Consider the following 21,467-nt stretch of genomic DNA (forward strand, 5'->3'; position numbering starts at 1 on the left):
ATTTTTGTTAAAAAAAATGTGTATAGATCATAATGTTGACACTGAGTCTTTATTTAAGTTAGCTGATCAAGAAAATCAGCAAGATAAAGAAAAAATTAAAAAATTTATTAAGTATTTTTATAGTTTTGTTTATAAAAGCGACCTAAAAGCCAATGATAAGTTTTTGCTATATATTGTAAACGATGCTTACAATTTTGTTTCTCAAAAAGAGAAAGATGAAAGTAAGTTAGTAGTAAGTAATATAGATGATATACCAGGAATAGAAGGCGATTTTACCACGATTAAGATAACAAACGATGATATGCCATTTTTGGTTGACTCCGTTATTACAACTATTAAGTCGCACGATTTAACCATATGCTATTACAGCAACAGCATAATTAACATTAAAAGAAAAGATGGCCTAATAGATGAGATTTACCCTTTGGAAGAAAGTAATGGAATAAAAGAGTCAGTTATATATGTAATTATCAAAGGTATAAGTGACAGTTTTGTTGATACATTAAAAGAATCTCTACAAAAAACGCTGAAAGCAGTTAATTGTGTTGTGAAAGATTGGCACTTAATGCTTAAGAAACTTGATGAGGCAAGTCTTTCTGTCATCCCAGTACTTGATACTGGGATCCAGGAAAAGGACACGTGGATTCCAGTGTCACGCACTGGAATGACACCAGACCGAAATCAAGAGCAAAAAGATTTTCTAGTTTGGTTAAAGAATAATAATTTTGTATTTCTAGGTTATCAAGAATATATTGCTGGTAAAGATGAAAAACTCGTCTGTGATGGCAAAAAGGACCTTGGCCTGATGAGAGTAGGTCAAAGTACGTTGATTCCTTCTGCAAACCTTGATTCCCTATACATATTGAGATCAGATCTAATCTCAATAGTCCATCGGCGTACATACATGAATTGTATAGGAGTAAAAGAATTTGATGACCAGGGTAATGTAGTAAAGGAACGGCGTTTTTTCGGGCTATTTACTTCTGTAGCGGAGGTCCAAGATATTCGAACTATTCCAATAATAAAAGATAAAGTTAAAGTTATAGAAAAAAATGCAGGATTTGTAACCGGGGGCCACAACAATAAAGCTTTGATTTCTATTTTGCAAGTGTTCTCTTGTGATGAATTATTCCAATCAAATGAAGACGAATTATTTAAAATTTGCATTTCGATCATGTCTCTTGCGATTAGGCCAAGGGTCAGATTATTTTTAAGAAGAGTCGGGGATTTTATTAGTTGCATAGTGCTGATACCGATGCGTTATGCTAGCGCTAGGCTAATGTTCAAGATACGTGACATATTGAAGGATGAGACAAGTGCAGGAAGTTCAGATATTTATAACAATCACATTATCAATGAATATGATTTGATGAAATTGCATGTAGTGCTAAAGACCAAAAATGCTAGCGTTCTTGATGATGAAGTTTTGCGTATCGAAAACAAATTAAGAAACATTACAGAAAAGTGGGAAGATCGTTTTATAGACAATTTATACAATACTTTTAGCACTGTTGAGGATATATTCATCCGTTATTGCAAGGCATTTCCAATAAGCTATCAAGAGAGTTTCGAACCTCATGACGCATATTACGATATGAAAAAATTGGAGATAGTGAGGAAGAAAGGAGTTAGCGAGGTCGATTTAAGACTTACTCGTGATAATCTTAATTATCAATTAAAGGTTTATACTCCAAACAATGGAGGCCTTGAATTATCGAAGATATTAAGGATCACTAAGAATTTGGGAGCTAAAATTCTATCTCATAATGGCTATTACATAGAAATTAACGGTGGAATATGGATACACCATTTTGTGTTGTCAAGAGTCGATGAATTAATAGACAACATTACTCTAAAAGAGCAATTTGAAATAACACTTGCGAAAGTGTTTAGCAAGGAAATTAAAAATGACTATTTCAATAGTTTGATCATTATTGCTGGGCTCAAGTGGAAGGAAGTGCTTCTGATTAGAGCGCTAAGTGCCTATCTAAAGCAGACGTCATTTAACTACAATCCAGAATATATCCAAAAGGTAGTCTCAGAGCATCCAAAAATAGTAAAGTATTTGATACAACTATTTCATGCAAGATTTGATCCTAACATAGACATTGATAGAGCAGAAACTACGGACATTGTCAGAGAAAAAATTGAGGAACTTCTAAAAGAGATCAGCAATGTTTCACATGATTACGTTTTGCGCTCGATATTTAACTTGATAATGGCTATTTTAAGGACCAGTTATTATCAAGACGATAAACCATATTTATCTACAAAATTTGACTCAAGTAAAATAAATGGTTTACCTGATCCTCGTCCGTATCGTGAATTGTATATTTATTCAAACCTTTTTGAGGGAATACATCTAAGAGGAGGGAAATTAGCCCGTGGTGGCTTAAGGTGGTCGGATAGGACGGAAGATTTTCGCACTGAAGTTTTGGGGCTCATGAAAGCTCAGATGACAAAAAATGCGGTTATTGTCCCTGTTGGTGCAAAGGGTGGGTTTGTAATAAAGCAAGCTTATAAAGATAAGAATATTTTAAGAGAGAAAAGTGTTGAGTGCTATAAGAGTTTTATCAGAGGAATGCTTGATATTACTGATAACGTGGTTGATGGTAAAATAATTCCACCAGAGAATGTGATTAGGTATGATGAAGACGATCCATACTTGGTGGTTGCGGCAGATAAAGGCACTGCTTCATTTTCTGATTATGCCAACCAAATAGCCTCTGAGTATAATTTTTGGCTTGGTGATGCATTTGCATCTGGTGGATCAGCAGGTTATGACCACAAAAAGATGGGTATCACAGCAAGAGGTGCATGGATTGCAGCACAGAGGCATTTTTGGAAAATGAATAAGGATATTTACCAAGATGTAACTGTAATTGGGATTGGAGATATGGCTGGCGATCTATTTGGAAACGGTATGCTGCTTTCAAAAAATATACATTTAATCGGCGCATTTAACCATATGCATATTTTTATTGATCCAAATCCTGATGCAGGAAAGAGTTTCACAGAGCGTAAGCGTCTTTTTGAATTACCATTTTCAACTTGGATGGATTATAACAAAGATTTGATTTCTCAGGGTGGCGGGGTATTTGAGCGTAGCAGCAAGCAAGTAAACATTTCTCAAGAAATGAAAAAATGCTTTGGTATAACAGAAGATACGTTATCTCCAAGCGACTTAATTAGATATCTGTTGAAAGCAAAAGTGGACTTCATATGGAACGGAGGAATCGGCACGTTTGTTAAGGCAAAGAGTGAAAGTCATAGCATGGTCGGTGACAAAGCAAACGATGAATTAAGAGTAAACGGTAAGGATATTAGAGCTTCTATGTTTATAGAAGGCGGAAATTTGGGATGCACACAGCTTGGAAGAATAGAATATGCTGAAAGAGGTGGATATATCAATACAGATTTTGTTGATAATTCAGCCGGAGTGATATGTTCGGATCTTGAAGTTAACATTAAGATTGCATTTGTTTCAGCTATGAAAGCAGGGGGTATTTCTTTAGAAAAAAGGAATGAAATACTGGCAAGTATGGTGGATGAAGTTGCATCCAAGGTGCTTGAGAACCACAACAGAATTGAAACAAAAGCATTACTTCTTGAGTGTTTGCAAGCTAAAGAGAGATTGGAGCAGGACCACAGGTTACTGCTCAGTTTAGAAAAATCTGGGCTGTTAAACCGAAGCGTAGAATTTCTTCCAGCTGACGAAGAGGTAGCAAGGATGTTAACCGGTGCAGAAGGTTTCAGTTCTCCTCAGCTTTCTATTCTAATATCTTATGCTAGAACAGCAATAAAAAATAAAATTATACATTCCGATCTGCCTGAAAAAGATCTTATATCTAATGACTACTTGCTAGGTTATTTTCCTAAAAAGATGTTAACAGAGTTTAAGGATTTCATATTAAAACACCAACTTCGTAGAGAAATTATCTCCACTTGCATTGCAAATGATGTTGTAAATAGGATGGGCTGTATATTTATTAATAATTTAGTTGAGAATACTGGAATTAAGGTACACGAAGCAGTTAACATATATATCGTTGTTAACCACCTATATGATTTAAATAACCTGTGGCAGAAAATTGATGAATTGGATGGAAAAATTGATATTAACTCATACTTGCAAATAGTGAGAAATGTGCAGAAATTTATTGGCAGAGTATCGTTTTGGTTAGTAAAAAATCTTAGCTTTGTAGAATTGGATGATGTTACAAAATTTAAAGATGCAATTGAAACTTTAGGCCATGATGTTTTAGATGAACACCTGTTAAAGGTCTATAATCATGGATACACTTCTTTAGTGGAACTTAATATAGATAAAGATCTAGCAAAAAAAATTGCTGACCTGTGCGTTCTTACTTATGCACTGGATATTATATCTGTTGCTGAACAGACATCTTTGTCCATTCTTGATGCTGGTAAAATATACTTTGAGTTAAAGTCGCTGTTAAGATTCGATCTGATTAGAACAATTGCCATCAAGATGAAAAGCCGCTCTTCTTATTGGGATCGCAGCTTAGTTAATGATTTATTAGACGATTTAAGCAATTACCATCACAAGCTAGCTGTTAAAGTCATAAAAGCTACTGATAACCCCGAAGATAAGGTTCAAACCTGGGCTTGTAATGATAAGGACTACATAGAACGTTATAATAGTTTTTTAGATGAGATGGTTGCTTCTAAACTTGATTTAAGCAAATTAATATTTATAATCAGAAGGATTAAAGTACTTGCTTCATAGGAAAATGTTCAATATAGGTCTTTCAGAAATTTTAGTTGTAGCTTTAGTGAGCATAATTGTTCTTGATAAAAATAAGGTACCTGTATTTATTGATTTTATTAAGACTATATATAGGTATTTTATAATTGCAAAGTCAAAAGCCAAAAGGTTATTGAAGGATGCCGGAATTGAAGACTTATATAAAGAGTGTAATACTGAGAAAGTAAATTACATAGTTGGTAAAAATGGTAAGCTTTATCCTACTTACGATATAGATAATACATCTAAAGATAATGACAGCGAAGATTCTGGTAGTAGATGATGTACTATCTAATGTCAAGCTTTTAGAAGCTCGACTAAAAGCAGAGTACTATACGGTTATCGTAGCTCATGATGGTGAAGAAGCTATAGATTTAGTAGCAAAGCAACAGCCTGATATTATATTACTTGATATCATGATGCCAAAGATGAATGGCTTTCAAGTTTGTAAGGAGCTAAAAAGTGATCCCTTGACAACCCATATTCCAATAATTATGGTAACTGCACTGCATGACACTCATGATAGAGTGCAAGGTATTAATGCTGGCGCGGATGATTTTCTGACTAAACCAATAAACGAAACTGCTTTATCTGCACGAATTAAGTCTCTCACGCGCTTAAAAATGATTATAGATGAATTGCGTTTAAGAGGAGAAACCAACGCTGAGATTGGTGGAGTCGCAGGAAACAGTATTATGGATTATTCTAATCAGATTTTTGATGCTAACATACTTGTTGTAGATGAGGATGTTCATCAAGCAGAGCAAATATATAATGTACTAAAGCAACGCTTTAGGTCAATTAAAATACTGAGTGATCCAATAGAGGCATTAAAGGTTGGTATTAAGGATAATTACGACTTGATCATTTCTGATATGCAGTTTTCAAAAACTGACGGCTTGCGTTTGTGTTCTGGGTTTCGTAGTAAGGTGGAAACACGTTATACACCAATTCTAATTCTTTCTGAGGATTATGATAAAAACAATTTAGTAAAAGCACTTGATGTAGGTGCTAATGATTATTTAACAGTACCTTTGGATGAGGGTGAGTTAATAGCAAGGGTTAATTCGCAAGTGAAACGCAAAAGATATCAAGATGCCTTGAGAATGAATTTATTTAATAATGCGGAAATGTCTATAAAGGACCCATTAACTAACTGTTATAATAGAAGATATTTTGATGCACACTTAAGAAACATTGTTAAGGACTCTGTGGAAAAGGATAGAAGGTTGTCTCTTATGATACTTGATATAGACTATTTTAAGATAGTGAATGACAGTTTTGGGCATAGTGCTGGAGATGAACTTTTAAAGCAAATACAGAAAAGAATTTCTGAAAATATCAGAGTGACAGATTTACTAGCTAGGTTTGGTGGTGAGGAGTTTGTTGTTGTAATGCCAGATACCAATGTATCAGATGCGTATACTATTGCGGAGAGAATACGAAAAATTATTGCTAAAGAACCTTTTGTACTTGCGGATAAAAATACAACCCATAATGTAACTGTGAGCATTGGAATTGCAGAAATGCAAGGATCTGACTTTGATGATATTAAAAAATTTATAGTACGTGCCGACAAATATTTATATAAAGCAAAAAACAGTGGTAGAAATAGAGTGGTTACTGGCTATAGCTAAAGTGGCTTAAGTTTACCGACAACCGTCATTCCGCTACTCGTTAGCGGAATCTATGCTGAGATACCGCGCACAACTGTACGAACGTTGTAGTTTGGGAGCAATTCCCACCAGTGGGATGTCATCCCAGTGCCCAGACACTGGGATCCAGCTTCTATGCAACTTAATTAAAAACGTTTGTTTTAGCGTAAGACAACTACCTTTAGCTCATCAACTCAGTTATAAGCAAAATTTCTGGATTCCAGTGTCAAGCACTGGAATGACACCATTTGCTGTGCAATTTACCTTCAAAAATAGACTTCTTTCGAAACTAGGATAAAGTAGTAAAAATAGTAATTTTGAGGTAAGGAGAAATGAAGTATGAAATAGTGAAAGAGCTCGATAAAGGGGAGTTTCGTCGACTAACAGGAGTAAAGAGATCAACATTTAACAAAATGGTAGGGATTTTATGTGAAGAGAATAAAAAAAAGAAAGCCAAAGGAGGAAGGAAAAATAAGCTAAACGAGGAGAATATGCTGCTCATGGTATTAGAATACTTACGAGAATACCGTACATATTTTCACATAAGTCAAAGTTATGGAGTAAGTGAAAGTACGGCATATAAAACTGTAAAATGGGTAGAGGATACTCTAATACAACACCCAGATTTCGCATTGCCAGGACGAAAAGAACTCCTAAAAAGCGACGTGGAATATGAGATTCTGGTGATTGATGCAACGGAAACACCTGTAGAGAGACCAAAAAAAAGCAGAAAAGATTTTATTCAGGAAAGAAGAAAAAACATACGCTAAAAACCCAAATAATTGCAGAAAAGAAGAGCAAGAAAATTATTTGTACGTCATTTTCAAACGGGAGAAAGCATGACTTTCGGCTTTTCAAGGAGTCAAAAGTGCATGTATCAGAAGGTATAAAAGTTTTAGCCGATGCTGGCTATAGAGGTTTTCAGAAAATTCACAAAAATGTCGAGTTGCCACACAGAAGGATGAAAAAGAGTCCCTTAATTAAGGAAAAAAAGGTAGAAAATCGGGAGCTAGCAAGCAAAAGAGTAGTAGTTGAGAATGTAATTGGTCTGTTAAAAAGATTCAAAATTATTGCAGACAGATACCGCAATCGGAGAAAACGTTTTGGCTTGAGATTCAATTTTATAGCAGGAATTCACAATTTTGAGCTGTCTATATGAGTTTCGAAAGAGGTCTAATGAATGTTTGTACAGCTATGGAATGAATCGCGGTATGACGTGTTGCTTGGGTTAGCTATAGATTTCTGAAATGATTTCAAAAAAATGATAACTAAGATTAAAGCGACAACATGAGGTTTCTCAGCTCTGGAAATTTCACATTTAACTGCAAAAATAGATACTTATTTAAAAAATATCCTGTGACTTTCAGTCCTAACTGAAATTCTTGGAATGAGTAGCTGTTTTGTAGGGTATTATTGTATACATCATGCAACATTTGTGGAAAAGGTAGGAGTTTATCTGCATAATAATCTCCTACTTTTTTTGACACTGCTCTACCAGTTTTTGGAGAAATAAATTGCAGATTTTCCTTAACACCTGTTACAGCGCATTTGGATAAGTCTAACTTGAATCCCAATTGCGTAAGAAGCAGAAGCTCTAAGTTAAGATAATGGCTTTGCCAAGACTGATTGTTGTGTTTAATTACATCGATGAAATATCGAAAATTGTCATACAGCATGGCACAGGGTTCACTTTCTGGAAGCACTTTTTCTAAAATAGAGGAGAAAGAAACAATAGTAATGCTTTTTAACCTATCTTGAAAGAAATGATGGAATGGAGATTCGATTAATTCGCACTTAAAAAAACCTAGATTTTCAGGTAACTTAGCACTCCATTCTGCATGTAATAGATTACTTATCTGAAACTTATAATTGCTATTGTTTGTTAGCTTAGTTAATCCCCTGCGCTTTCCATGATTTTTTGTAAACAGAGAAAGAATTAAGTTTTTATCGCCGTATTTTTTAGCAGCTATAATGATGCCTTCATCTTTCCATCTCATTTAGAGTGTATTGACCGTATGATATATAGGATAGTGCACCTAGAGCGTGTAATCCATAAAAATCACTTACTCCGTTACTGTTTGCTTCCAAAGTTTCAAGGCTATGAGAGAGTAAGTTATTGGCTGCCACTCTTCTTCCTGAGCCTGATGCATTTCATACTGAGCTTTTGGTTTGCTAAATAATTGTTTGAATGATTTTAGTAACATTACTTTTCCTCGTCTGAAATTTTGGATAATTCAGCTTCTAATTCTTCTATCGTCGGTAAAGCTGTTTTTATGTTCTCTGGTAGATTTTCAGTTATTCGATATTCTGCTAGCCCTATTGGCTTGTTCATGTCTCGGAGTGTATATTTAGCAAGTACATCGTCTTTAGATTTACATAAGATTAACCCTATAGAAGGTTGATCTGTCGAGTGCTTCAGTAAATCATCAACTGCAGAAAGATAAAAATTCATTTTACCAGCATATTCCGGCTTAAAATCCTTATCTTTTAGTTCAATCACTACGAAGCAACGTAACTTTAAATGATAGAATAATAAATCAATATAAAAGTCTTTATTACCAACATCTAAATGAAATTGTCTACCAACAAATGCAAATCCTTCACCGAGTTCTAACAGAAATTTTTCCATATGCCCTACGAGTCCTTTTTCTACTTCTCTTTCATGAGCATCCTTACCTATACTTAAAAAATCAAAAATATACGGATCCTTAAGAGTTTGATTTGCTAGATCTGATGTTGGATAAGGCAGTTTTTCTTTAAAATTTGTAATTGCTTTACCTTGCCGTTTATGAAGGCCAAGTTCTATCTGCATCACCATAATGTTACGTATGTTCAATAGCTTTTTTTACATAAAATAATCTTATTTCATGACTTTCTATTTTTTCCAAAAGAGTGATATTGTGATACCAAGTTAATTGTGCAAGAGGCTCCTGCACAAATTCAACATCAGGATATTCTTCGGCAAACTTACGCATATACTTCAGATTTCTCATGCTAAAGCCTTTCATTTCTGGAAATGTACTTCTCAAATCCTTACTTAATTGATCAATTACCTTAGCTCCCCAGGTATGTTCTTTTTGGCGTTTTAGGACCTCTGTACCAATATGGTGGTAAAGCAAAATAAGCTTACTATTTACTGCAAGTGCTGCTTTATAACGGTTTGTTGCAATATGATCCTTCAATTGCTCTAAAAATTCTGTATATTCTTTTGCTATAATTTTTGTCATACGGTTCCTTTTAATCCATTATACAATTCCTTTGTCTGTCGAGAAGACAATCTTTCGCTTGCCTTCAGCTTTGAAGGGATTCCTTATTGACTTCAAACTCGTCCATCAACTAAAATATATTGACTTTACGTGCAATATTAGCTTTAAACCAGTAAAACAAGCTGCTTAACATATGCGTTTTTTCTATTCGAATTATATTCTTTTTTTGTCTTTATGTTGTTTTTTGCTTTTTTCGTTATCTTCAACAAAAGCCCAAACGAATGATACGTTAGCTGTTCCTATACCACAAAGGAAAAAAGAAATAGTTGAGCACACTGTTGTAGCACAACCGAGGCAAATTATCGAAATGCAAGAAGAAGTCATTATTAACGAGGGTAAAGAATTCATTCCAATTCCAAAAAGAAAAAAAAGTGTAGAGAAAAAACTAAGAAGGGATGTTAGAGGGGCAAAAAATGAAATAGGAAACGAAAAAAGCGTTGAGAGCAAAAAGGATGAATTAGTTGTAACAGAAATTATTAACTCTATAAGAGAAAAGCTCACAAAATGCTGGAGCATTCCTGAAAGCATAGCTTACAAAGAAAATTTTAATATAAAAATTAACTTATTGTTATCCAGTCAAGGCGAGATAATTATGGCGGATGTAGCAGACAGTGATTCCTATCGAAATAATCCACTTTTCAGGTCGATAGCAGATAATGCAATGCGTGCAGTATATAAATGTAGCCCATTGACCGGCTTGCCTACTCAGCACCACCACATTTGGCGTGAAGTAACACTAGATTTTATTCTATAGCTAAAGTAATTCTATAATTTAATAAGCCCACTGTATCCGTTCAGGATAGCAGCAAGGTAGTATAACCATAGAGTAAAAGTGAGTTTACAACAAATGGTGTCATCCCAGTGCTTGACACTGGGATCCAGTTTTCTTTACAAATTCACCAAAAGTGCTTCATTCTATAACGCAAAACCCATACTTACCAAACCCAATGCATTACTTGCAATTAAGTTTCCTGGATCCAAGTAGTCTGGGCACTGCCGTCATAAAGGAACTAGTGTCAGCTACTTTCATGACACCCTTCTGGTAGGCCCAAATCTCAATGTTCGTACAGTTATGGAATGAACCGCGGTATGACGTAGGAAGATCTGAGCAAACTTTCAATCAGAAACAGCCAAAGATCTCTCTAAGATGTCAGTTTCTTTTGTATCTTCAACTTTACCGTCCTGGTCGAATGAAATTTGCAGAGACTTACTACTATACTTCCTTTTTCCTAAAAAATTGGCTTGTTTAATTTTATATGAGACATAGTACCAAACATTGTCATCGAACTTTGATACTAATGTTGGTGATCCTAAAGTGTGAACCACTTTTTCTTTATCGTCACCTACTTTTATCTTGCTCCACAATTCAACACTAATGCCAGGAGCTCCGTGATTGTGAATAGTGTGAGTGCAGCTCACTGTAAATAATAAAATAAAAGATATTAATACTCGCATTTCTGTTGATAAATTACTTGAAGCTATAATACACTAATAAATTATCTGCCGTCAAATTTCAAAAAAGTTAAATTGACTGATTCTCAATATCACTTAATATAATATTTACTTTAGAAAATAATAGGTGTCTTATGTCATTGTTAGAAGCAGATCCAATATACAAACCTTTTAATTACCCTTGGGCGTATGATGCGTGGCTGCAGCAACAAAGAATCCATTGGATACCTGAAGAAGTTCCGCTCGCTGATGACGTGAAGGATTGGAAAACTAAACTTTCAAGTGTAGAAAAAAATCTACTAACCCAGATCTTTAGATTTTTTACTCAGGCAGACATTGAAGTAAATAACTGCTACATGAGGCATTATTCAAATATATTTAAGCCAACAGAAATATGCATGATGCTTGCAAGCTTTTCCAATATGGAAACCATACACATTGCAGCTTATTCTTATCTTTTAGACACAATTGGCATGCCAGAAAGTGAGTATCAAGCATTTTTAAAGTATGATGCTATGAGAAAGAAATATGAATATATGTTGGAATTCGAGGAAAGCAAAAAACACGATAAAAAACATGTAGCTAAAACTCTAGCAGTGTTTGGTGCATTCACTGAAGGGTTGCAGTTATTTGCATCATTTGCAATTTTGCTCAATTTCCAACGTTTTGGAAAAATGAAAGGAATGGGGCAGATAATCGCCTGGTCAGCCCGTGATGAAACTTTGCACACCAATTCAATTATCATGTTATTTAATACATTTATTAAAGAGAATAATGAAATTTGGGACAACGAGTTTAAAGAGGAATTATATTCTGCATGTCGCACCATCGTTGAACTTGAGGACGAATTCATAAAGCTTGCCTTTGATTTAGGAGATGTTGAAGGACTATCCGCAGAAGAAGTGCGCAATTACATACGCTACGTAGCAAACAGACGGTTAATGCAATTAGGTCTTGAGTCCATATATGATGTCAATGATAATCCTATTCCGTGGCTTGATGAAATACTAAATGGCGTGGAACATACGAATTTCTTTGAAAATAGAGTAACAGAGTATAGCCGTGCAGCAACTCAAGGCACATGGGAGGAGGCTTTTACTGAAAACGACACGAATAATAAGTGAGTGCTAATTTCACTCTTCTTTGTCATTCCAGTGTCAGCTACTTTCATTACACCATTTGCTGTGCAGTTTAGGCAGTTTTGCTTTACTTAACAACTAACTTACCATATATATGTCCATAGAACATTGGTATATAAGAACGTGCTACAACTACTAATCTTACTCACGGTCATCACTTCAGCTGCATTCTTTGGTCATTTAGTTCCAATGGAAATAAAAACCTTCTTGTACTCAGTGAGCCTTAGTATAAAAGAGGTTTTGCTATTTATAATGCCTTTTGTTATTTTTGCGTTAATCTTTAGCAGTGTTAACAATCTTAAGCAGTCAGCTATAAAGTTTATATTATTACTTATTATAATGATCTTCTTATCGAATCTGGCTTCAAGTTTAATAGCTTATTCTGTTGGGCATTTTATCATACAAAACACTTATTCAATACAAGATATAACGTATGAAGAAACAATTGTTCCTTTATGGTCGTTTAGGCTGCCGCTACTCCTTTCTAATTTTTATGCCCTTGCTTGTGGATTTGTATCCAGCATAGTAGTGTCCACATTGCTACCCAAGAAAAGCAAAGAGCTTTCGAACAAAATGTTAGATTTAACTCTCTTTATTTTGAAAACGTTTTTGACGCCGATTATTCCAATATTTGTACTTGGGCTTGCTTTAAAAATGCAGCATGATCAAGTTTTATCTATAATATTTAAGGATTACTCAATAATTTTCATTATTATAGCATCTGCAACCTACCTTTATGTTTTCCTCTTATATGGAGCAGCAAATTCATTCAAGGTTACAAGCTGGATAGCTAGTATAGGCAATATGATACCGGCATTTATTACTGCAATGAGCACAATGTCTAGTAATGCAACTATGCCGCTTACTCTTGAAGGAAGCAAAAAAAATGTAAAGCAACCTGACATAGCATCGTCTGTTGTACCAATAACTGCTAGCTTTCATTTAGTAGGTGATTGCTTTTTCATCATAATATTATCAATGATAATTGCCTCCGGTTATTCATTGTTCACAATAGATTATGTAACTTTTCTTCTCTATTTTTTGTTATTTAAGTTTGCTATCGTGGCAGTGCCGGCAGGAGGAATTATGGTAATGCTACCTATTCTTGAGAAATATCTCAAATTCTCTCCAGAAATGCTTTCGTTAATTACAGCATTGTATATAGTGTTTGATCCAATAATCACTTCAGCAAATGTTATGGGTAATGGTGCCTTTACTATGATGTTTGCAAAACTCTATGATAAGCTTAAGTAATGTCTATTTTAGCGATTGATACTGTAGGTATTGGTAGTTCAATAGCAATAGTTGATTATGATGGTAATTGTTTTGTAGAGCGCAATTCCGCCAGCAATAGTCATGCAGAATCATTTTTTAAAACTTTAAATACTTTATTTAATAAGCACAATTATAACTACGATAAAATAGACCATTTAGCGGTAGTAGTTGGACCAGGAAGTTTCACTGGAATTAGAGTTGGTATATCAGCAGCACAAGGTATAAATCTTGCTACAAATAAGCCGTTATATGGAGTTAGTGCGCTGGAAGTTCAAGCCTATGCAATATCTTTGCTTTGTACAAATAGCAAAAAAAATATCAGAGCTATAATCAAAAATGCTCAAGGGTTTTATACGCAGTTATTTGATTTCAATTTATTGCCGCTGTCTGGCCCAACTGCAGCATGTGACCCTGGTCACGCTACAAGCAGTACACATATGGATTGCAATTTAAATGCTAGCCATGCAGGACTATTAGTTCATTATAGACTGAAGAACAAGCAAAAATTAAATGAAGTTGAAGCTCTATATTTAAATGAGCCTCAGTATATGAAATTGCTATAGATTATTCTTTTGCATACACGCAATTTGGCTAAGCTTGTGCATCTGGTTTACTATCTCTTGAGCTACTTCTTTTATACTCATATTTGAATTTTCTATCTCTATGGTACTCGGTGGTATAAATGAATCGTTAGTCCTCAATTTCTCTATAACGCTATTTACATTAATCACCCTCCTATTTTTTCTTTGCCTTTTTAATGCAATACGCTTTTGTAATGTCGGTAGATCACACCTAAGTACCACAGGAAGGATTTCTGTGTTCATTTTTTTACTAAGCCTTACTATTGAATCATACATCCTCATGTTCTGGTCATTATTTTCCATCAACTCATCAATAAATATGTAATTTTTTGAGTGAATCGGATAATTTTCTATTACCTGAAGCATAATTTGCATAATGCCATATATTCTATCTTGAACTTCTTTAGGTATTTGATCACGTTCAAAGACACCATCGTATATAGAGCAAGCTTGAACATTGTTATAGAACTTACTATTTACAATTAATGCGTTTATCATATTAGATAATTCTATTGCTGTGGAAAGTTTACCACTTCCCGAAAGACCAGAGAGATATATGAAAAATCCTGCTGGCTGTTTTTTTGTGTTAATATTTACCATATTATTTTCAATCTTGAAACTTACATTTATAATAACATAAAAATGAAGCTTTAAAACATATGAAATATTATATAGAAAATTATTTTTGTAGTTAAGATATTATGTAATTTAAAAACATAAATTCTGTATATAAACTCTATAATAACGATAACTATTTTTAAGCAAGCTACAACACAAAAGTGTTTGGTATTCAGAAAGCAAGACAGAGTGGCATAGACTTATTAGTTTACTACAAGTCTCTTTTCGCGTATAAACCTTCAGAAGATTCTAACAGAGGATTGTGTTGTTAATAAAGAGCAGAGTAAAAAGGGATCTAGTCTATGCCTATCAGATTTTGTCCTACCTTAAGTTCGATGATCATACATATACTCACCTTTCAGTGCGTTCTGAAGATCAAAAGTCGTTTTATATTTATCCGTTTGGTATGCGTTTTGATGAAGTAGATGAACGTTCGTTAATGAAAGTATCATTTGATGGAGATGTAATTGAAGGCAAAGAATATCAATATAATAGAACTGGCTATATAATTCATGGTTTTGTTTATCAAGCAAGGAAAGATATTCAAGCAATTTTTCACTTGCATACACCTTCTATTGTAGCGGTTTCTTCTCTCAAAGATGGGCTGCTTCCTATAAGTCAATGGGCACTGCACTTTTACAATAAAATCTCTTACCATAATTATAATTCCCTAGCACTTAGCGATACAGAAGGAAAGAGGTTAATAGCTGATCTGAAAGAAAATTTTGTCATGTTAATGCGTAATCATGGATCTATAACGTGTGGTCGGACTATACAAGAAGCAATGTTTTACTCGTATCATTTAGAACAAGCATGCAAAACTCAATGTTTAACGTTAGCAATGAATAAGGAGTTATCAATTCCAAGTGAAGAAATTTGCTCAAAAGCTGTAAAGGATCTCCTATCTTTTGAAAGCAATCTTGGTGAGAGGGATTGGCACGCATGGGTTAGACTAATTAAAAGTAAGTTGTAAGAGACTTTCGCACTACTATCTGTCATCCAAGTAGTGACCTTACCCAGAAAAAGTAGAGAGAAAGTTAAGACGTTTTTGGAGTAAAATAAAACGTTTTTTCAAAATATGACAAATAGAAGAGAATATACAGCAGAATTCAAATTAGAAGCTGTTAAGCTGGTTAAAGAAACAGGTCAAGCAAGTACAAAAATAGCAAAAGATCTAGGTATAGATGGCAGTATGTTAAGTAAGAAAATATGATGGAAAAATGTCTGGAGCATACGCATTTCCAGGCAAAGGCTCCTTATAACAAAGAAAGATTTGATTTAAAAAAAGAACTAACAAGAGAAAGAGACATCTTAAAAAAAGCCCTGGGCAAAGAAAAAGAGTAAAGTATTCTTTTATATAGAAATTGCTATAAAACACAGGAACTATGTAGAGTTTTGTACTGGTGGTATTGGTTGCTAAGGAAAAAAGCAGTAAAGAATTAGCAAAAGAAGGGCTTCTAGCAGATATTCAAAAAATACATCAAGCTTCTAAATGCAGATATGGAGCTCCTAAAATTCATGCTGAATTGAAGGCTTTGGGTAAAAGTTGCAATTTGAAAACGGTGCAAAGTATTATGCAGAAAAATGACATCAGGGCTATACTGAGAAGAAAGTTTAAAATTAAAAAACAACAAACAGATAATAGAGCTGTAGCTCCCAATATACTAGATCAAAACTTTATTGTTGATCAACCAAATAAAGTATGGGATTACTTACATCAAAACCAAGGAGGGATGGCTATATTTGGCAGCAATAATTCTCACGTATGGTAGTTAATGAGTAGTGCAATAAATAAACAATTGGTTATGAACTCTTTATTAATGGCCGTTGATAAACGCAAACCCGATAAAAATCTGCTGTTACATAGCGATCAAGGGTCACAGTATACCTCTCAAAATTACTAATTTCTATTGAATACAAAAAACATCATTTCCAGCATGAGCCATAAGGGCTGTTGTTACGATAACTCTGTTGCAGAAAAGTTCACTTAAAAGGGAGCTGCTTATTGATACTTCTCGCTCAACAAACCAGAACTGCCATATTTGAATACATAGAAATCTTTTGTAACAAATAACGTAGACATTCTACTATTAACTATTGCATTCCTGTACAATTTATTCTCATGATAAAAACGTCTTAACTTTCTCTCTACTTTTTCTGGGTAAGGTCAATTTGGGTCTGCACCATTTTTGAGTAATAGTTTTACTTCTTGTGCATTACCATCTTCTACAGCTAGGAATAATTGTTCTTCCTGTGTTTTTACGCGTGTTTCCACATTAGATATAAAAAATAACAATACTAAACATGCAATACCAATAATGCTAATATATTTTATAACTTTTCTCATAAGATATTTTACAATGCTTCTAATAATATTAGATATCATCTATAAAATTAAAAAATCCATGAAAGGGGATGAAAATATGTAAAAAAGTATTATTGATTAATTAAAAACAGATTTTGATTTGATAATACTAATAAAATCGATTTATCTTAAATTTACGTTGATTTTTACCTGTTATTTTTTGTAGTTTATCCAACGTAAATTCCAGGTAAAACAAAGTCGTTATCTCCAACCGTTACAACCAACTCTCCTTCTTTAATTTTTATTTGATTAGGTGTATGGTCCCATACCATCACACTCTGGGATCATACACCTAAAGTACCCCGACACTGGGATGACACCCCGGGGTTTCTGGAATGACAAAAAAGAGCCCCCTGAGCAAAAATCTTATAGCCACTTGAATGATAATTGACTTTTTGCCTAAAATAACTAAGAAAGAAACTTCTCATCAAGATAACTTAAATATATACTAATTCTCTTATTTTTAAACGATTTCTCATCATGAATTGCACGATCAAAAACCTGAATTTGACTTGTTATAATGCTACAATTATTATTTGCAACTTCTAATACGCCACTATCAATTACAACCTTCTTTTCTGTTTGGTTACTCATTTTAACAGTAATCATACCAGGCAATAAATAAATTAAGTAAGGAGCATGGTGAGCTAAAATCATAAGCTCCCCTTCGAGCCCAGTTACTGAAAGAGAAACCACTCCACTGAATGAAATTTGATCATCAGGAGAGAAAAATTGCACTTTAAAAGTATTCATAATCTTTAACTTTTATTTAGCTTCAGCTTGTATTAATTCAGCCTTTTTTATTGCTTCATCTATATTCCCCACCATATAAAAAGCAGCCTCTGGTAAGTGATCATATTTGCCTTCAACAATCCCTTTAAAACTGGAAACAGTATCAGAAAGTGAAACAAATTTACCAGGCATGCCAGTAAATATTTCTGCAACGTGAAAAGGTTGAGAAAGAAATTTCTGAATCTTACGAGCCCTATCAACAATAATTTTATCTTCATCAGATAGCTCATCCATACCAAGTATTGCGATAATATCTTGCAGTGATTTATAAGTTTGCAATATACGTTTCACCTCAGAAGCTACATTATAATGTTCTTCACCAATGATTTCAGCAGATAAAGACTGAGAAGTTGAATCAAGTGGATCAACAGCAGGGTATATTCCCATTTCAGCTATTTGCCTTGACAACACTGTGGTTGCATCAAGGTGAGAGAATGTAGTTGCTGGGGCTGGATCAGTTAAATCGTCCGCAGGAACATATATAGCTTGCACAGAAGTAATAGAGCCAGAAGTTGTTGAAGCTATTCTTTCTTGCATTGCACCCATATCAGTTGCAAGGGTTGGCTGATAACCAACAGCTGACGGTATTCTTCCAAGTAAAGCAGAAATTTCAGAACCAGCTTGTGTAAATCTAAAGATATTATCCACAAAAAATAGAACATCTTGGTTTTCACGGTCACGAAAATACTCTGCCATAGTAAGTGCTGTTAAAGCAACTCTAGCCCTTGCTCCAGGAGGCTCATTCATCTGACCATAAACCAAAACAGCTTGAGATTTTTCATGCTCATTTATATTTATTACATTTGAAGTGATCATCTCGTGATAAAGATCGTTACCTTCACGCGTTCTCTCCCCTACCCCGGCAAACACAGAAAATCCTTTATGAGCTTTTGCTATATTATTAATTAATTCCATTATTAGGACTGTTTTACCAACACCGGCTCCACCAAATAAGCCAATTTTTCCTCCTTTAAGATAAGGTGCAAGAAGATCTATAACTTTTATTCCCGTAACTAAAACTTCTTCCTGTATTCTCTGTTCAGTAAAACTTGGAGGTGCTCTGTGTATAGGCTCTAAGTTATACTTTCCCTTCAGTGGACCACACTCATCTATAAGCTCTCCAACAACATTAAAAATCCTTCCTAAAGTTGAACGCCCAATTGGCACCGATATTGGTGCACCTGTATCAACAAATTCATCCCCCCTTGACATGCCATCTGTGCTATCCATAGCAATACAACGAACTATATTGTCACCTATATGCTGCGAAACTTCTAAAACCAGCTCCTTATCCTTATATTTTAGTTTGCTTTTTAAAGCATTAAATATTTTAGGCAATTCACCTTCAAATTTTATATCAACAACTGCTTGAGTTACCTTAATCGCTCTACCTATATTCATCTCTTTATTTTTATCACCTAACACTATAATTCCATAAAAGAACTTCTAAAGAAAATAAATTTTATATTATTAATAGAAATTTTGCAACATTAAAACGCTTACTAGTTACGCTTCATTACAAACAATGCAAATGCATTTAATAGCCAAGTAATAATAAACAATACTAAACTAAGCGCATAAGCAGCAAGAGTTTGTACACTATTGAAATCCTGATCTCCGGTAAGTAATGTAGCGATCTGCACGGTAATGGTAGTAACTGAATTAAGAGGGTTAAAAGTCAAATTTGCGTTGATTCCCACAGCCATTAGCACAATCATTGTTTCACCTATCACTCTTGAAATTGACAATAAAATTGCACTTAAAATTGTAGGCATTGCATAAGGTATTGTTATATGCCATATAGTTTCCGCTGGAGTTGCACCAAGTGCCATGAAGCCATAACGCAAGCTTTTTGGAACAGATCTTATGGCATCTTCGAGTAAAGAAATAATAAAAGGAAGAATCATTATCCCAATCGATAAACCGGCAACTAAGGCACTTTCTGAGTGTATACTTAAACCAAAAAAATTTGCTACCTGCTTTATAAAGAAAGACAAAAACACAACCGCGAAATATCCATATACAACCGTAGGAATAGCAGACAAAACTTGCAAAGTTGTATTAACAATATAACGCACTTTCTCACTCGCATATTCACTAATATATATTGCAGAAAATAAACCAAGCGGAACGACAACTAACATTGCTATAATAGTTATAAGTAATGTACCAACTAAAAGCGGCGCTATACCAAAACATCCTATCTTCTCTTCATTGATAGTGACTACATTGTGGCCCCATTTCAAGCAAAACAAGAATTCTGAAATAGCTACTTTATTAAAAAAACTAATGGATTGAATAAAAATAGACAGCATTATAAATAAAGTGATAAAAAATGATATGGCCAAAGCCACAAATAACGAAAGTTTTATTATCTTATTTCTTTTATTTTTAAAGATAAAAGCAAGCATGAAAAAAAGTAACGCTATAGAAATAAAAGTTACAAAACAATTATTATAGAATACTAACAACCAAGTTAGCATCCATACACAACTAAGATATAGATAAGATTTAACCTTATTTACTTCTTGAAACCTACTAAAACAAAATAAAAGGATTAGTAAGACAGGTATGACTATCACCGAATTCATTCTTCCATGCATCAAATTTTATTCTACGAAAATGTCATACAAGTTCACCATTATTTGACAATAAAGTAAAACAATTTAAAATAAATAATTATATTAATATAAAAACAATGAAGAGAACATTTCAACCAAAAAATTTGATAAGAAAGCGCAGACACGGATTTCGTTCACGTATGGCAACAAGAGCTGGAAGAAAAATCCTTAATAGGCGCCGTTCATTAGGGTGTAACAAATTATGCGCATAGTAAGTATAAAAAAAAAGATTTTTCTTCTGCTTTCAAAAATAAGTTAGCACTCAACAGTCTTTTTTATCGTGGGCTTTATATATCACTGTACGCTATAAAAGAAAGAGAACCTGAAAAGTACATTCATACTATTAGAGTAGGTCTGGCTATCAGTAAAAAAACCGGAAAAGCAGCAAAAAGAAATAAAATAAAAAGGCAACTACGAATGCTTGCTAAAATTAGCATTTTAAATATAAGTAATATAGGGCACTACTACATAATACTAACTCATAGAAACATTATGCAAGCAAGTTATAAAAATTTACAAAAAGATCTAACTATTTGCTTAAAAAAGATAAAATAAAAAAAAATCTCAATTAAGATATTTACAACTATATTTTTTATGATAATATAGGTAAAATTTTTAAAAATAGTTAATGGGTGTGGTGAATGGTAGAGCATATAAAAGAGGTAAATAACACAGGCTTTGGTCAGATGTATCAATTCTTATTTCTTCCTAAAGGAACAGGAACAGATTGGAGGTCAGCATTTCGCCAACAAGAAGAATTATTTAAAAAAGTGGGAGGTAATGTAATATTACCAGAAATCAGTAATTCTCCTTCAAAAGGGAATCAATTAGGGGAAGTAGGAACAATGCTAAATAATGTAGAAAATGACCAAGAACATATAAGAAAAAAAAGATATCGTAGTTAAAGTAAAAACTTAAAGAATAGTAACAAAACA

At 33.9% G+C, this 21,467-nt stretch carries 21 protein-coding genes and 3 pseudogenes; 15 read left to right on the forward strand and 9 right to left on the reverse strand.

The features are described from left to right. The first annotated feature begins 16 nt into the window (after window positions 1–16). From DEF52_RS02140 to DEF52_RS02160, 5 genes are all read left to right on the forward strand, one after another. Window positions 17–4,750 carry an NAD-glutamate dehydrogenase gene (locus DEF52_RS02140; RefSeq protein WP_151807732.1) on the forward strand — a complete coding sequence of 1,578 codons (4,734 nt, stop codon included), beginning with the start codon at window positions 17–19 and terminating at the stop codon, window positions 4,748–4,750. 4 nt (window positions 4,751–4,754) lie between these two features. Further along, on the forward strand, window positions 4,755–5,051 hold the full coding sequence (tatB, locus tag DEF52_RS02145) for a Sec-independent protein translocase subunit TatB (RefSeq protein WP_151807733.1): 297 nt from the start codon (window positions 4,755–4,757) through the stop codon (window positions 5,049–5,051). After that, complete coding sequence (locus DEF52_RS02150; protein ID WP_151807734.1) at window positions 5,023–6,405, forward strand: PleD family two-component system response regulator; 1,383 nt, start codon at window positions 5,023–5,025, stop codon at window positions 6,403–6,405. Before tatB ends, DEF52_RS02150 begins: the two co-directional genes overlap by 29 nt. Before the next feature lie 52 nt (window positions 6,406–6,457). Further along, window positions 6,458–6,721, forward strand: coding sequence for a hypothetical protein (locus DEF52_RS02155; protein ID WP_151807735.1), 264 nt, complete (start codon window positions 6,458–6,460; stop codon window positions 6,719–6,721). A 34-nt stretch (window positions 6,722–6,755) separates the two neighbouring features. Further along, window positions 6,756–7,582, forward strand: a protein-coding gene (locus DEF52_RS02160; protein ID WP_151807586.1) for an IS5 family transposase whose coding sequence is annotated in 2 segments (ribosomal slippage) — window positions 6,756–7,143 and window positions 7,143–7,582 — 828 coding nt in all. Because the reading frame shifts where the segments join, the coding sequence is not laid out codon by codon here. A 115-nt stretch (window positions 7,583–7,697) separates the two neighbouring features. On the opposite strand, the gene recO is transcribed toward DEF52_RS02160, so the two are convergent. The 3 genes and pseudogenes from recO to DEF52_RS06855 all read right to left on the reverse strand — a co-directional run bounded on the left by recO (window position 7,698) and on the right by DEF52_RS06855 (window position 9,650). Further along, window positions 7,698–8,420 carry a DNA repair protein RecO gene (recO, locus tag DEF52_RS02165; RefSeq protein ID WP_065094880.1) on the reverse strand — a complete coding sequence of 241 codons (723 nt, stop codon included), beginning with the start codon at window positions 8,418–8,420 and terminating at the stop codon, window positions 7,698–7,700. Further along, window positions 8,404–8,550 (reverse strand): hypothetical protein, encoded by a 147-nt coding sequence (locus tag DEF52_RS06235; protein ID WP_007548499.1) that lies wholly within the window; start codon window positions 8,548–8,550, stop codon window positions 8,404–8,406. Before DEF52_RS06235 ends, recO begins: the two co-directional genes overlap by 17 nt. A gap of 76 nt (window positions 8,551–8,626) precedes the next feature. Continuing rightward, window positions 8,627–9,650, reverse strand: a pseudogene (locus DEF52_RS06855) (PDDEXK nuclease domain-containing protein). A gap of 172 nt (window positions 9,651–9,822) precedes the next feature. Between DEF52_RS06855 and DEF52_RS02175 the strand changes: the two are divergent. Further along, window positions 9,823–10,443, forward strand: coding sequence for a hypothetical protein (locus DEF52_RS02175; protein ID WP_006280120.1), 621 nt, complete (start codon window positions 9,823–9,825; stop codon window positions 10,441–10,443). A gap of 78 nt (window positions 10,444–10,521) precedes the next feature. Next, complete coding sequence (locus DEF52_RS06505; RefSeq protein WP_237357331.1) at window positions 10,522–10,674, forward strand: hypothetical protein; 153 nt, start codon at window positions 10,522–10,524, stop codon at window positions 10,672–10,674. Window positions 10,675–10,805: 131 nt separating this feature from the next. Here DEF52_RS06505 and DEF52_RS02185 read toward each other — a convergent pair whose 3' ends face one another. Beyond that, a complete protein-coding gene (locus tag DEF52_RS02185) occupies window positions 10,806–11,144 on the reverse strand; it encodes an outer membrane protein assembly factor BamE (RefSeq protein WP_006279908.1) in 339 nt (112 codons plus the stop codon). A gap of 131 nt (window positions 11,145–11,275) precedes the next feature. Between DEF52_RS02185 and DEF52_RS02190 the strand changes: the two genes are divergently transcribed. From DEF52_RS02190 to tsaB, 3 genes are all read left to right on the forward strand, one after another. Then, window positions 11,276–12,265 carry a ribonucleotide-diphosphate reductase subunit beta gene (locus DEF52_RS02190; RefSeq protein ID WP_006280119.1) on the forward strand — a complete coding sequence of 330 codons (990 nt, stop codon included), beginning with the start codon at window positions 11,276–11,278 and terminating at the stop codon, window positions 12,263–12,265. Window positions 12,266–12,403: 138 nt separating this feature from the next. Further along, window positions 12,404–13,534 (forward strand): cation:dicarboxylate symporter family transporter, encoded by a 1,131-nt coding sequence (locus DEF52_RS02195; RefSeq protein WP_151807736.1) that lies wholly within the window; start codon window positions 12,404–12,406, stop codon window positions 13,532–13,534. After that, window positions 13,534–14,118, forward strand: a complete 585-nt coding sequence (tsaB, locus tag DEF52_RS02200) for a tRNA (adenosine(37)-N6)-threonylcarbamoyltransferase complex dimerization subunit type 1 TsaB (protein WP_151807737.1) — start codon at window positions 13,534–13,536, stop codon at window positions 14,116–14,118. Before DEF52_RS02195 ends, tsaB begins: the two co-directional genes overlap by 1 nt. Here tsaB and DEF52_RS02205 read toward each other — a convergent pair. Then, on the reverse strand, window positions 14,113–14,736 hold the full coding sequence (locus tag DEF52_RS02205) for a DEAD/DEAH box helicase family protein (protein WP_151807738.1): 624 nt from the start codon (window positions 14,734–14,736) through the stop codon (window positions 14,113–14,115). The two genes, tsaB and DEF52_RS02205, sit on opposite strands and share 6 nt — an antisense overlap. A 280-nt stretch (window positions 14,737–15,016) precedes the next feature. On the opposite strand from DEF52_RS02205, the gene DEF52_RS02210 reads away from it, so the two are divergent. Together DEF52_RS02210 and DEF52_RS07000 are read left to right on the forward strand one after the other, a co-directional pair. Further along, entirely contained in the window at window positions 15,017–15,727 is a 711-nt protein-coding gene (locus DEF52_RS02210; protein WP_151807739.1) for a class II aldolase/adducin family protein, read from the forward strand. Between the two features lie 105 nt (window positions 15,728–15,832). After that, window positions 15,833–16,828, forward strand: a pseudogene (locus DEF52_RS07000) (IS3 family transposase). 93 nt (window positions 16,829–16,921) lie between these two features. On the opposite strand, the gene DEF52_RS02225 reads toward DEF52_RS07000, so the two are convergent. The 4 genes from DEF52_RS02225 to pstC all read right to left on the reverse strand — a co-directional run bounded on the left by DEF52_RS02225 (window position 16,922) and on the right by pstC (window position 20,502). Next, window positions 16,922–17,140, reverse strand: coding sequence for an ankyrin repeat domain-containing protein (locus DEF52_RS02225; RefSeq protein ID WP_010962434.1), 219 nt, complete (start codon window positions 17,138–17,140; stop codon window positions 16,922–16,924). A gap of 387 nt (window positions 17,141–17,527) precedes the next feature. Further along, a complete protein-coding gene (locus tag DEF52_RS02230) occupies window positions 17,528–17,872 on the reverse strand; it encodes a F0F1 ATP synthase subunit epsilon (RefSeq protein WP_006279902.1) in 345 nt (114 codons plus the stop codon). Between the two features lie 12 nt (window positions 17,873–17,884). Beyond that, window positions 17,885–19,312 carry a F0F1 ATP synthase subunit beta gene (atpD, locus tag DEF52_RS02235; protein ID WP_010962432.1) on the reverse strand — a complete coding sequence of 476 codons (1,428 nt, stop codon included), beginning with the start codon at window positions 19,310–19,312 and terminating at the stop codon, window positions 17,885–17,887. A 101-nt stretch (window positions 19,313–19,413) separates the two neighbouring features. Further along, window positions 19,414–20,502 carry a phosphate ABC transporter permease subunit PstC gene (gene pstC / locus DEF52_RS02240; RefSeq protein WP_038199744.1) on the reverse strand — a complete coding sequence of 363 codons (1,089 nt, stop codon included), beginning with the start codon at window positions 20,500–20,502 and terminating at the stop codon, window positions 19,414–19,416. A gap of 107 nt (window positions 20,503–20,609) precedes the next feature. Here pstC and rpmH point away from each other — a divergent pair, with 107 nt between their 5' ends. The 3 genes and pseudogenes from rpmH (at window position 20,610) to DEF52_RS02255 (ending at window position 21,437) form a co-directional block, all read left to right on the forward strand. Next, complete coding sequence (gene rpmH / locus DEF52_RS02245) at window positions 20,610–20,744, forward strand: 50S ribosomal protein L34 (RefSeq protein ID WP_006279898.1); 135 nt, start codon at window positions 20,610–20,612, stop codon at window positions 20,742–20,744. Between the two features lie 67 nt (window positions 20,745–20,811). Further along, window positions 20,812–21,087 (forward strand): annotated as a pseudogene (gene rnpA, locus DEF52_RS06515) (ribonuclease P protein component); the annotation flags it as partial. An 86-nt stretch (window positions 21,088–21,173) separates the two neighbouring features. Beyond that, window positions 21,174–21,437 (forward strand): hypothetical protein, encoded by a 264-nt coding sequence (locus DEF52_RS02255; RefSeq protein WP_077188558.1) that lies wholly within the window; start codon window positions 21,174–21,176, stop codon window positions 21,435–21,437. Window positions 21,438–21,467: the final 30 nt, after the last annotated feature.

Origin of the sequence: Wolbachia endosymbiont of Nasonia oneida (assembly GCF_009012935.1) — a bacterium.
In the GTDB taxonomy this organism is placed as follows: Bacteria; Pseudomonadota; Alphaproteobacteria; order Rickettsiales; family Anaplasmataceae; genus Wolbachia; species Wolbachia pipientis.

Coding starts and splice junctions, on each gene's coding strand:
- DEF52_RS02140 (WP_151807732.1), top strand. CDS start 17: ATGTGTATAGATCATAATGTTGACACTGAGTCTTTATTTAAGTTAGCT.
- tatB (WP_151807733.1), top strand. CDS start 4,755: ATGTTCAATATAGGTCTTTCAGAAATTTTAGTTGTAGCTTTAGTGAGC.
- DEF52_RS02150 (WP_151807734.1), top strand. CDS start 5,023: ATGACAGCGAAGATTCTGGTAGTAGATGATGTACTATCTAATGTCAAG.
- DEF52_RS02155 (WP_151807735.1), top strand. CDS start 6,458: ATGCTGAGATACCGCGCACAACTGTACGAACGTTGTAGTTTGGGAGCA.
- recO (WP_065094880.1), bottom strand. CDS start 8,420: ATGAGATGGAAAGATGAAGGCATCATTATAGCTGCTAAAAAATACGGC.
- DEF52_RS02175 (WP_006280120.1), top strand. CDS start 9,823: ATGCGTTTTTTCTATTCGAATTATATTCTTTTTTTGTCTTTATGTTGT.
- DEF52_RS02185 (WP_006279908.1), bottom strand. CDS start 11,144: ATGCGAGTATTAATATCTTTTATTTTATTATTTACAGTGAGCTGCACT.
- DEF52_RS02190 (WP_006280119.1), top strand. CDS start 11,276: ATGTCATTGTTAGAAGCAGATCCAATATACAAACCTTTTAATTACCCT.
- tsaB (WP_151807737.1), top strand. CDS start 13,534: ATGTCTATTTTAGCGATTGATACTGTAGGTATTGGTAGTTCAATAGCA.
- DEF52_RS02205 (WP_151807738.1), bottom strand. CDS start 14,736: ATGGTAAATATTAACACAAAAAAACAGCCAGCAGGATTTTTCATATAT.
- DEF52_RS02225 (WP_010962434.1), bottom strand. CDS start 17,140: ATGATATCTAATATTATTAGAAGCATTGTAAAATATCTTATGAGAAAA.
- DEF52_RS02230 (WP_006279902.1), bottom strand. CDS start 17,872: ATGAATACTTTTAAAGTGCAATTTTTCTCTCCTGATGATCAAATTTCA.
- atpD (WP_010962432.1), bottom strand. CDS start 19,312: ATGAATATAGGTAGAGCGATTAAGGTAACTCAAGCAGTTGTTGATATA.
- pstC (WP_038199744.1), bottom strand. CDS start 20,502: ATGAATTCGGTGATAGTCATACCTGTCTTACTAATCCTTTTATTTTGT.
- rpmH (WP_006279898.1), top strand. CDS start 20,610: ATGAAGAGAACATTTCAACCAAAAAATTTGATAAGAAAGCGCAGACAC.
- DEF52_RS02255 (WP_077188558.1), top strand. CDS start 21,174: ATGGTAGAGCATATAAAAGAGGTAAATAACACAGGCTTTGGTCAGATG.